The following is an 11,948-nucleotide window of genomic DNA, read 5'->3' on the forward strand; positions in this document are numbered from 1 at the left end:
CGAGGTGTACGTATGATCTCAATCTTTTTCAATCTTCCATTCCTTTCAATTAGAGGTTTAAGTCTAGTCATCCCTTCTGATGATGGTTTTTTTACGGGTCGTTTCATTTTCCCGTTTCTTTTATTGAGTGTCTTCTTATGTTTGTTCATCACCTTTCTCGGCAATCGGTACCAGCGAAAGCTACTAGCGGAACATCGAAAATTAAAAGAGCAAGAACTCTATTTTCGCCCACTCTATGAGTTAAACCCAGGCGCGATTGTCATGATCGATCCGACCGGTGTCATCATCGATATTAACCGAAGTGCTGAAAAACTGGCCGCGATGAAAAAAAAGGAGATTATCGGTTTGCATTTTATTCATTTTTTACCTGAGCATGAGCAAGAGGTCATACAACAACGTTTCCAAAAAGTCTTAGCAGGTGAAATTGTCGAATATGAGGTTCAAATCTATAATGCAGCTGGTGACTTACATGATGTCTTCATTCGAAATATCCCGATTACGGTAGACGATAAAATTCAAGGAATTTACGGGATCATCAAGGATATCACGGAAGAAAAAAAGAATATGGAAAAGATTCACTTCATGGCTTACCACACCCCCCTCACCAATCTGCCGAATAAACGGAAGCTTAGTGAGGATGTTCAAGAAAAAATGGTGAACCGAATCCCTTTCAGCCTTGTTTACCTCGATTTGAATGAATTTAAAAAGACAAATGACCGTTATGGACATTTAGCTGGGGATGCGGTTTTAACTGAAATAGCTAATCGGCTTAAAGAAAAAGACGATCAGGGTGTTGCCTATCATATCGGAGGGGATGAATTTGCGGTTACCCTTCCGGAGGCACGGTACGAGGCACTTGAAAAAATTGCACTTGGGATTGCTGACGAAATCCGGCTGCCGATTACCTATCAAGAATTCACTTTTAATGTTTTCGCAAGCATTGGAATTGCGCGGTTCCCATTTGATGCAGAGACCATTGAGGAATTGCTCCAGAAGGCGGATCTTGCGATGTATGCATCCAAGGAAAATGGCGGGAGTGACCTTGTCTTTTACAATGAAACACTCTTAAAAAAGGTCGAGGATCGCTTTAAGCTCGAACAGGATTTAAAGAAAGCTCTTGAGAGACGGGAATTTGATGTCTATTTTCAACCACAATTAGATATTTGTACAGGTAAACTTCGCGGCACTGAAGCTTTATTGCGTTGGAATCACCCTGAAAAAGGGGTGCTGGGTCCGGACGTTTTTATACATGTGCTTGAGGAAACCGGGCTGATTGTCGATGTTGGTGAGTGGGTTATAACAGAAGTTTTAGGATTGATACGGTCGTGGACAGAGGCAGGTTATACGTTTGGAAAAGTGGCGGTAAATATTTCAGCGAAGCATTTTGAAAAACAAGGCTTGTATCATTTTATCCAGAAGGTGAATCAAGGAGGCGCTGCTTGCCTACACCACTTAGACATTGAAATTACCGAAAGTGCTTTAATGAATATTGAAAAATCAATTGATTCGGTTCGCGAATTGAAGAAGCTCGGGATCAGCATTAGCCTCGATGACTTTGGCACCGGCTATAGCTCGTTAAGCGTTCTTCATCAGCTGCCCATCGACTTTTTAAAAATTGACCGTTCTTTCATCCAAAATTTTAATACTGATTCCAAAATGCTCATTCAAATGATCATCCAAATGGCTAATAACTTAAACGTCCAAGTCATCGCCGAAGGCATCGAAACTGAAGCACAACTCGCCTTCCTCCTCAAAGAAGGCTGCACCTACGGCCAAGGCTACTATTTCAGTAAGCCCCTCCCTAAGGCCGAATTCGAAGAAAAATGGCTGAAGTGACCAAGGGCCGCAGGGGGCCTTGGTCACGATGGCCACACGGCTGTCCTCTGACAATAGCACACGTCCAGTTTCCGATTAAAAAAGGAGCTGTGATAGAAGCTTCAACCAACCAAAAAACGCAATCCAAAGTGGTATACTCAATGTCGTTCCCCACACCATGCCAACCGCTAATTGATTCGTATTCTCTTCCATCACTTCGCCTCCTTATATAGTTCCTGCCTATATTATAACGGAATAATGACAACGCTTACAGAAAAACTCACCAACAAATTCTGCTAAATTGTATCAAAAAAGGAGCCTATACTGGTTCACTTCATACCCAAAGCTCCCTTTTTGACGTCGTAATGGCCGTTGCACCCGCCTTGAGTGCGTTTTGCACATCCTCTTTTGTCCGAATCAGCCCACCTGCTAGCACTGGAATATTTAGCCTGCTCTTCACTTCTTTAATCATCCACGGCATCGCTCCTGGCAGTACCTCAATGTAATCCGGTTTATTTTTTTCAATCAACTTATAGCTTTTTTCAAGTGCATGTGTGTCGATCAAAAACATCCGCTGAATCGCAAAAACTCCCTTTTGCTTCGCCTTTTGAATCACACTTGATTTCGTCGAAATTAACCCATATGGCTGAAACTCCTGACAAATAAATTCCGTCGCATACTCATCATTTTTGATCCCATGTACCATATCCACATGATAGATCATTTTTTTCCCGTGCTGCTCGGCGATTCTCTTAATATTTTTCAACTGGGCAATATGGATTTCTGTATAAATCCCAATTTCATATTTACTTTTTAAAAAATATTCGAATTCCTTCATCGTCGTCGACGCAGGCAAAATTTGCTGATCCACCTGATTCCCCTCCATCTCTTATAAGTAGTATACACTTTTTCGTTACAAGCATAAAAAGACCCTGCTCACACAAGAGCAGGGCAAAAGAGAAAAAAGTCTACAGGTAAAAATATATAGTCAAATGTAGAAAACCCCTATTCTCTACATTAACTAACAAAAGTAATACTACTAATCTAGTATTTTACTATAATTATATAGTACCAATGTAATAGGAAAATGTATATTGGGAAAATCGATGTATATTTATAGCGATTATTGGGACTTTTACGAGGCGACTTTCCTAAAACAGGCCTTTTTTAGCGTTTTTTGTCTAAAATTGGCTGAAAAAAAATAATTATTTTCTACACGTTTCCCCATTTTTATCTATTTGGACATGCTATCCTATTCTCACATAGATTCCAAAAATTCAAAAAATAGTATAGAAATTTTGTTTTCGATTGGGGGAGGAGTGCTAAACGTGTATTATACATTTAAGGAAATCTGGACACCATTAAGCCTCATGGGAATTCGTTTTTATAAAAGACTTGAAGATCGACTTTATTTTGTAAGGCTCGGTAAAGGACCACGTCGTCCATTTCTAACTCGATTCAGTAAATTTAGCGCTAGGGCATAGGCCCTGGCCTATTTTTTTGGGGACAAAGGGAAAAGCATTCGTTCCAAACCAAATATCTTGTACTAGGACAACTTTCCGAAGGCATATCCATAATAGTAAACAAGCTTAAGGGGGCTTTTGTTTACATATGAGACTACGACGCAGATTGCCCATTCAACTGATTTTGGTACCAGTTGGAGCGATACTTATCATCATTCTTATAGTTTCACTATTTCGCTCATCGCCGGAGGAGGAAGCAAAGGAGCTTGTCCACTCCTTTTATAAATACGAGCAGGACGCTGATTTCGGAAGCTCTTGGGAATTGTTCCATCCCCTAATGCAGGAACGGTTTGAAAAGGTCGACTACATCCAGCAGCGGAACCACGTGTTTGTCGGCCATTTCGGAACAGATACATTCAAATACACGGTGGAAGACCCGGAAAAACTTAAATCCTGGCAAATGACGAAGAACACGACCATCTTCCACGACGTCTACAAAGTGCCCATCACCCAAACCTACAAAAGCATATACGGCACCTTCACCATCCACCAGGATGTCTTCGTCGTCAAAGAATCCGGGGACTGGACGATTTTGTGGTCGTATCAATAGTGTGACGGATGACTTTTACCCAAACTTAAAACCCAAAAATGATGATAAAACAGCATTCTTGGGTTTTATTTTAGCTAACAAAACTATCTTTTGATTTGTACCATGGTTATTGCAAATATGCGCTATAGAATCGCGTCATGGCAACTGCAAATTCGCCGCGGGTTACTTTTTCAGTGGGACTGAAGGTTGCTGTAACCTTTGGTTTTAGATCAAATGGACCTTGTGATACGGAGAACTTGGCATTGAGAATATTGAGGTCTAACGCAAGCTGTACATAGCCTCTTAGTTCTGCTGGAATATGACCAGCATCCTCAATTTTCACACGTTCGTCCTTGTATTGAACAGTAATGTCACCTGTTCCTAGCTCTTCTGCCTTAGCTTGTAAACCAAGCGTTTGCACAAGTGAGTATGCTAATTCCGAACGTGTTACAGAATCTTTAGGTGCAAATTTTCCATTTGTTTTGGGAAGCATTACTCCTTTTTGTACCTGCTTGCCATCACGGAATGCCGCACCCTTTGCAACTACAGCTTCGACAAACGGTGTATCGGCTGCTGCAACATCACTAAAGGAAGCTGATGGTGGTAAAGCTTGGCGAATCTCTCCACCCATCACTAAGTACTTTGCTAAATCCTTTCTTGTTAGTTCGGCATCTGGCTTAAATGTACCATTCGAATAGCCATCAAATAATCTTTCGTTAACCCCAAACTGGATGGCGCCTGCTGCGGCATGGCCCTTAATATCACTTAAACCTGTATACCCGCTAACCTTTGAAAAAGCTAAAGTACCCTTCACGGTTTCTGGTAAACCGATTCCGATTGGGTTCTCCGTTGCTCCCCTTAGTCCTCTGATTTCTACCTTCCATTTACCTGCAATTGGCGATCCTACTGATACAGTTCGGTCTGTATAGAGAGGAAATAATAAACTGACACCTGAACTATACTCTGTCCCGTCTGGTCCTATTAAAACAAGATTCAATGGGTTTCCTGTTTGGGACAACAAGCCATATGCATTTATTTGTGCGACAAGATTTGCTACTCCTTCGTCAACCGTAAACTCATATTGATTTATAGATAATAGAGTAGTAGGATCGTATGTTACTTCAAAGTCTTTGCGGTCCGTTTCACTAACTACGCTACTATTAAACTCTTGATATAGATTCACAGTCTCGCCATATTTTTTTCCATGAAAAGCCTGATCAACTGCTGCATATGCATTTACATAGCCTGCACCAACCTCCCATGGTTCATAGCCTGGCATATTTGTCGCTGTCTCTTGAAGAACTTGCTTAATTTCATCTGGAGAAAGCGATGGATTCGCTTCAAGTAAAAGTCCCACAATTCCAGCAACATGAGGAGTTGCCATCGACGTTCCATTCATATGTGTGTAATAAGGAACATGTGCCGGTTCAAGTAATTCGACATCCTGGTCTACTGCAAGTGCCGCTACTGGTGATACAGCTCTTGTTGACACAATATCAACCCCAGGTGCTGTAACCGTTGGTCGGTCCTCCCATGTCCATTCCTTCCCATCCATTGTAAATGTTCCGCCTACACCCTTTGTGCCTCTTGAAGAAAAGTCAGCTAATGTTCCATCCTTCACACCAGCTGCAACTGAAATCACCCAAGGCGCTTTCGCATATGGATTGTGCGTATTCTCACCTGGCCCCTCATTTCCCGCTGCAAAAAGAACTGTAATTCCACGGTCATACGCTTTCTTACTCGCGATATTGACTGGGTCATATGGATCAAATTCACCTGACGAGCCCCAGGAATTTGTAATAACCCGAATATTGTATTCCTGTTGATGAGTAATCGCATAATCGAAGCCACCAATTGAATCTAAAATAAATAATGCAGCTCCTGAACCATATCCGATTAAATCTGCTCCCGGTGCAACACCCTCATATTTTCCACCGGACATAGCCCCAGTGCCGCCAACGGTTCCCGCAACATGTGTACCATGTCCTGAGTTCGTGTCCGTATTCACTACATTTTCTACGTAGGATACAGGTAGCAAACCTGGCGCTAGAGCAGAAAGATTCGTTGACCCTAGTACATTTTGCACAAGATTTTTCCCGAATTCATGGTCTTTATGTGTTCCATCAACACCACTATCATTTACAACGATTCCAACCCCCTTACCTGATACAGGGAGCCCTCCGTTCGCTTTTTGCATGACATTATCAGTTCGAACCTTATCAACACCAGTGATTTCGGTTGAATCTGCGTTAAAATATTTTAGTTTTCTATTTAAATAGATTGATTGAACTTCATCATTTTGTGCGAGTTTCTGTATTTGACTCTTAGTCGCAATCACCCCAGCCATTGGTAATGACTGTAAACTCAGACCTGTCTCAATTCCTAGTTGTTTTAATAGATTTAATTGATGCTCCCTAGGTGCCCCATCCCCCTTAAAAGTAACAATTGCTTGCAAGGAACCAACCTTGTCCCATTCCTTTTCTAGTAATGGGTCAATGATCGCAGACTGACTTTCCACAGCCTCTACTGGCTTACTCCCTGTAAAAAGAGTTGGTAAAAATAAAGATAATGCAATTACCAGGTACAAAACCTTCTTCATTCTCATCTACCTCCTTCTTCATTTTAATAGGAACTTACCTGTGTGATTCTTCCTAGTTAAATGTCCCCTATTACTTATTATCACTAGTGGATAACCATATTCCTATTAGGCAAAAGTTGTAATTTATAGATTCTTAAAGTTGTATATCGAAGTAGACAAAAGTACCACAATTGAGTACAAAAAAACTGCCTCCACAAACGGAAAGCAGTTGATGACCTTACTATTCAATAAGCGCAAATGGCCGGAGGAGAAGGACCTCAAAAGCCCAGACTGCTGGGACAACGAACCTGTCCCTTCGCCCCACAGAGCTCCCGGCACGCCTACCCACCTACATCGGCACTAATTTGTTTTGCACCGCGTAGATGACAACTTGGGAACGGCTTTTGACGTCGAATTTTTTGAAGATTTTGCTGACGTGAATTTTTACTGTTTTGTCACTGATAAAGAGACGCTCGGCGATTTCTTTGTTGCTAAGCCCCTCCACTAGGCATTGAAGAACTTCCGTTTCCCGCTCCGTTAGGGCGTTGTCCTTCGGTTGCTCCTGTTGTTGATGGAAGTTAAGAAGCTTTTTCGTCATGGATGGATGAATCACAGACTCACCGCGAGCAACGGTGCGAATCGCGTCAACCACCTGTTCAGATGGAGCATCCTTTAGCAAATACCCGTCGGCCCCCTCGCGAATTGCGGCCATGAAGTATTCATCATGGTTGTGCATTGTTAGCACCAATACTTTAATCGAAGGGTATTTTTTCTTCAAAATACCTGTCGTTTCCACACCATTTTTCTGGGGCATATTGATGTCCATTAATATCACATCAGGTTCACACGTTGGCACCTTGTCAAGCGCATCATCCCCTGAAACCGCCTCACCAACAACACGAATATCGTCCTCTAGCTCTAAAATATTCCTCAGTCCGTCACGTAACACAGCATGATCATCCACTAACATAAGCTTGATCAACAGTACTACCTCCTTCAAGTCCCATCTTTGGAACAGTTAATGTAATATCAGTACCATGTCCTTCTTTTGTATCAATCTGAAGCGTCGCATTGATTTTTTCTGCTGCGTCATTCATATTCAAAATTCCAAAATGAGGGTTGTTTTGTGCCTTGACCATTGCCTGGAACAACGAAAAGCCTACCCCATTGTCCTTTATTTTTAAAATAATATGCTCCTTCTGATAGCTTAGCAGAACTTCTATTTTTGTAGCCTGAGCATGCTTAATCGTGTTTTGCAGGCTCTCTTGAAAAATATCAAATAATTCTTTTTCGACCATTGAGCTGAGTGGAACCTCTTTGCCTCTTTTATCAAACGAAAATTCAATATGATACTCGCTCTTTACCATTTCAATTCGTTTCCTGATTGCTTCAGACAATCCTACTCGCTCAGTAGGATAGGGCCGCAGCTCGTAAATCGACTCACGCACTTCCCGCAAACTAAGTCTTAACTTATCCATACTCTCGCGGATCAGTTTTCTCGTTTCCTCCGGATTTCGATCGAATTTTCGCTCTGCCGTCTCCAGCTTCATGACCGCACCAGCCAAGGTTTGAGCAACCCCATCATGGATGCCTCTCGCAATTCGGTTCCGTTCCTCAAGGACAATTCGCTTTTCCTTTTCCTCAATCAAAAGCCTTGTCTTCACAGCAATACCAAGCTGATTCGCAAGGGTCGCGATGGAATGGATCTCATCATCCCCAAAGCTGCGTGATCGACTTTTTGCAACAACAAGCATTCCAATCGTTTCATCCTCAACAACCATCGGGGAGTACACAAAAGCCTTCATATCCTTTTTAAAAAACTCGTCAATGGGGCCAAGCTTTTTCACTCTATCCTGATAAACAATCGGTTGTTTTTTACCATCAAAACGGGCTAGTGCTTCCCCTGTTAGCTCATCTTTCGGGGTTACACGTCCGTCGGAATGCAAAATCTTCCAAACGTCATTTTCTTTCACCCATAGCATAATTGCCTGTACATCGACAATTTCCGAGAATGTATTTTTAAAAGTATCAATCCATTCAGTTGAATGGATTTTCTTATTAACCCCGGTTGTGATTGCAAACAGCGCATTGAGCCGCTTCTTTTCATTTCTTAAGGTTGAAATCACCGAATACAATAACGAAATTGCTACCAATGGTGAGAAGAAGAAGAACAACGAGAATTCGTCAACCCTACGACCTCCAAGATAAAACATCATCGCCCCATAAAGAAAGGAAATTCCGACATTACTTAATTCTGTCAGTGTTTTCGTTTTAAATAAATAAAACGTATAGGGCTGTGGGCGAATCAGCAACACAATATCGACAATCAGATTATTTATAATAAAAAAGAGGATAAGAAAAAGAATATATGTACTTAATCCTGCTAGAAAACTACTACTTGACGAAAGAACTTGAACCACATTTGTATGTGATAAAATGTATTCCGCTAAAAATACACTGCCAGCCAGCTGTGCCGGGTTAAACAGGATCAGCCTTAACGGACGTTGGTGGAGGATATTAATCACTAAAGCAATCCCCGCATAAATGATGATTGGATACGAAATTCCAAAAAGCTCATACATCACAAAGATGAACGGGAATGTGACTGTCGTTGACCCTCGCAAAAGTGGAATTGGGTAATACTCTATTATTGCTAAAAATACGGTGAGTAATATTAGAATAGTGATATTATCTATTGGTTCAAGATGAAAAAGCGCATTCACCACAGCAGCACCGCCCAGTACTGCAATGATAATCATATAGATTTTCGCATAATTCTCACGTCTTTGAGAGGACACCTTTGGAAGCTTCACATCTCTCCCCCTTATCATAACTTTCAGTTAATTAAACGTATTAGGTTCATCATATATGTATCGTAAAAAAATCACAACCGAATCTATGAAACCGAAATCATTTTTTACGCATAAAGAACCCAGACTAGTCTAATGGCTTGAAAACCACTGACCAATGCTGGGTAACCACAAACACCGCGAAATGTTTGTGGTGATAATTATGCCAAAAAAACACAAACATTTCTATGACCCAAATTAATTAATTTTATACGACAAAAGTAGTACAGGGACAAGGGGACATGTCCCTTGTCCCACGTCTAGAGGGGATTATGTTGTAGGGGATCCTTTTATATCATTTGCTAAGTCTTGAATAAATTGCTTCATATCAATTTCTGAATTTCTTTCTCCCTTCATATAGGCACGAATTAACGCTCGTCTTACCCTATTTTCATCAATCGAAATCTCCTTGTTTGAAGATGAATGTTTCAATTTAAGTTCACTCCTAGTTGAAATGTGCCTTTCATAAAAAAATGGCTTGGTGAAGGATGGAGAAACCTCCACCAAGCTAAGAGAATTCTATAAGTACCATCACGGCACTTTGGGAGAAAATGATTCTTGGGGAGGTTGGATGGAGAAACCAACTCCGCCAAGTAATTACTATACATGTACGCTAGAGACTTGTTTTTTGCGACTGTCTCCTTTAAAAATTTTCCAAAATTAAGTTAAACATCCACTCTCACTAGTTGCCGAAATCCCATTTAATCCTTTTTTGCGGTATAATAAAAAGATATGAATTTAGAGGATGTTCAAAAAGTCCGGTAAAAATGACCCATTACAATTAGGAACTTCGACTAACTGCCGACACGTCCTGTGTCGAACGTCGAAGTCACCACATCCTATGGAAGTTCGTTGGCTTGCTTTTCCGTTCCTCACGTATTAATCGCATACGCTCCGGTACGCGGGAGCTGCGCCGCCTCGAACTTTCGACGCACAGGATGTGCTAGTGCCGGCTAGACATAAGGACGTGGCGTTTTTAGCCGGCGTGGTCCTTTTTATCCTCCTTTTTGAACTTTAAATATTGCATGTGGGGAGTGAGACCACTTTGCTTCAAAACGATATTCCAAAGGATGCGGTCATGCATTTTTCCGAAAAGCTTCGTGGGATGATTACATTCGAAAATGAAGAAGACCGCAATTTAATCAAAAAAGGACTAAACCTTTACCGTCAAGGTAGTGTTTATAATGTACAATTCACCGGACAAACAGTAGCTGGCCGCGTGCAGGATGTCACCCCTGTTGATGTCACACTAGACCTTGATTTCTTAGAAATGTCTAGCTGTACTTGCCCCGACCCTTCCTTTTGCCGGCACCGGATGGCGTTGTTTTTCTCCGTCTACGCAAGCGTCGACCGCGTCGGGTCCTTGCTTGAACAATGGAAGGCTAGAAACAAACCGAAGCCTATGTTAGCCTCCATTCCCGTAACAAAAGGCAGTGTCTTACAACGTGTCGAATACAAGGAAAATTCACTTGAGAGCTGGCTAACTCTTTTCAACAGTGAATATAAGCGGTTTGAATCAGGTCAACGCGAGAAAAATGTGTATACGTTTGCGACCCTGTATCATTCCCTTTTTCAAACCATCAAAAAGAAAGCGCCACGGTCTGAGGAACTGAAACGCTTGTATCTCATCCATGCGGCTCTTTTTTGTATTCGAAAAACGCTTGAGCTGCTCGAGCAATTGGAAGTTCGGAATTACCAAGTAGATACCTATATCAAGCCTTATTTTCATAACTTCACAGATGTTGTACTCGATAACTCGCTAGAAATGCGGAGGGTGTCTCTCCCATTTTCACTTGACGGGCTGCTTGAAGAAAGCCTCGAACTTGTCCGCGAGTCGCTACTTACCGAGTCCATGTTTCAATATGAGCGCATGCAAATGTACCGTTTGCTTTGGGCGACCTTTTTCAATCGAAAAAAATGGCTTGAAACCGAAGAAAGTGCATTGGACACCGAACATCCAGTCGAGCTGATTGCCTATGCCCATATTCGTTTTTTACAGAATGATGACGCAACTGCGATTGAAGCCGTGAAAACGCTTGGGCACCCGGCTGTTGCCTATAGCTTTTGGTGGATTTCCTATTTATCTGAAGCAAAAAATTGGGATCGCGCTCGCTCATGGATTGACCTTGCATTAGAAGGAGTCCAGGACTATATATTTGGGATTCAAAGCTATGAAGGGCGCCGCCATATGACAAGGCTGTTTTTACAAAATATCTCGACATATGCTGATGAGCACGATTCAGCGGTTTATATTCAAGCGCTGAAATTACTGCTTCCATACAGCTATGTTGAATACAATGACTTTTTACTCGACACCGAACAATACCGGAAATGGGTCGAGCTGCAAATCATGGTCGGCCATGAAATCGATGACCTGGATCGCTATATAATAAAAGAAATCGAAACCCTTGATCGTTCGGCATTGCTTCCTCTTTACCACCAAGCCGTCGCAAAAGCAATTGCCGGGAAAAACCGACCAAGCTATAAAAAAGCCGTCAAATATTTACGCAAGATCCGGACTCATTATAAAAAGCTAAAACAAGAAGACCGTTGGGACGACTATATTACAAAGCTTGCCACTGTGAATAAACGTTTACGTGCCTTCCAGCAAGAGCTACTTCGGGCTTCTATGATCTCAGAGTAAAGGGGTGAGA

Annotated in this window: 9 protein-coding genes; 4 read left to right on the top strand and 5 right to left on the bottom strand. The window is 41.8% G+C overall.

Going from position 1 to position 11,948, the window contains the following annotated elements; translation table 11 throughout:
* The first annotated feature begins 12 nt into the window (after positions 1 to 12).
* The gene (locus V7138_RS22615; RefSeq protein ID WP_335401901.1) at positions 13 to 1,836 is read left to right on the top strand and encodes a putative bifunctional diguanylate cyclase/phosphodiesterase; all 1,824 of its coding nucleotides are present in this window, start codon (positions 13 to 15) and stop codon (positions 1,834 to 1,836) included.
* A gap of 313 nt (positions 1,837 to 2,149) precedes the next feature.
* On the opposite strand, the gene V7138_RS22620 is transcribed toward V7138_RS22615, so the two are convergent.
* Positions 2,150 to 2,686, bottom strand: coding sequence for a glycerol-3-phosphate responsive antiterminator (locus V7138_RS22620; RefSeq protein WP_335401904.1), 537 nt, complete (start codon positions 2,684 to 2,686; stop codon positions 2,150 to 2,152).
* Between the two features lie 457 nt (positions 2,687 to 3,143).
* Between V7138_RS22620 and V7138_RS22625 the strand changes: the two genes are divergently transcribed.
* A complete protein-coding gene (locus tag V7138_RS22625) occupies positions 3,144 to 3,299 on the top strand; it encodes a hypothetical protein (protein WP_335401907.1) in 156 nt (51 codons plus the stop codon).
* A gap of 127 nt (positions 3,300 to 3,426) precedes the next feature.
* The gene (locus tag V7138_RS22630; RefSeq protein ID WP_335401910.1) at positions 3,427 to 3,888 is read left to right on the top strand and encodes a hypothetical protein; all 462 of its coding nucleotides are present in this window, start codon (positions 3,427 to 3,429) and stop codon (positions 3,886 to 3,888) included.
* Positions 3,889 to 3,994: 106 nt separating this feature from the next.
* Here V7138_RS22630 and V7138_RS22635 read toward each other — a convergent pair whose 3' ends face one another.
* The 4 genes from V7138_RS22635 to V7138_RS22650 all read right to left on the bottom strand — a co-directional run bounded on the left by V7138_RS22635 (position 3,995) and on the right by V7138_RS22650 (position 9,726).
* A complete protein-coding gene (locus V7138_RS22635) occupies positions 3,995 to 6,466 on the bottom strand; it encodes a S8 family serine peptidase (RefSeq protein WP_335401913.1) in 2,472 nt (823 codons plus the stop codon).
* Positions 6,467 to 6,794: 328 nt separating this feature from the next.
* Positions 6,795 to 7,427, bottom strand: coding sequence for a response regulator transcription factor (locus V7138_RS22640; RefSeq protein ID WP_335401915.1), 633 nt, complete (start codon positions 7,425 to 7,427; stop codon positions 6,795 to 6,797).
* The gene (locus V7138_RS22645; protein ID WP_335401917.1) at positions 7,402 to 9,258 is read right to left on the bottom strand and encodes a GAF domain-containing sensor histidine kinase; all 1,857 of its coding nucleotides are present in this window, start codon (positions 9,256 to 9,258) and stop codon (positions 7,402 to 7,404) included. The genes V7138_RS22640 and V7138_RS22645 overlap by 26 nt, the downstream gene beginning before the upstream one ends.
* Before the next feature lie 306 nt (positions 9,259 to 9,564).
* Positions 9,565 to 9,726, bottom strand: a complete 162-nt coding sequence (locus tag V7138_RS22650) for a hypothetical protein (protein WP_335401919.1) — start codon at positions 9,724 to 9,726, stop codon at positions 9,565 to 9,567.
* Positions 9,727 to 10,339: 613 nt separating this feature from the next.
* Here V7138_RS22650 and V7138_RS22655 point away from each other — a divergent pair.
* Entirely contained in the window at positions 10,340 to 11,938 is a 1,599-nt protein-coding gene (locus V7138_RS22655) for an SWIM zinc finger family protein (RefSeq protein ID WP_335401922.1), read from the top strand.
* The last annotated feature ends 10 nt before the right edge of the window (positions 11,939 to 11,948 follow it).

Origin of the sequence: Bacillus sp. JJ1533 (genome assembly GCF_036965045.1) — a bacterium.
In the GTDB taxonomy this organism is placed as follows: Bacteria; Bacillota; Bacilli; order Bacillales; family Bacillaceae_L; genus Ferdinandcohnia.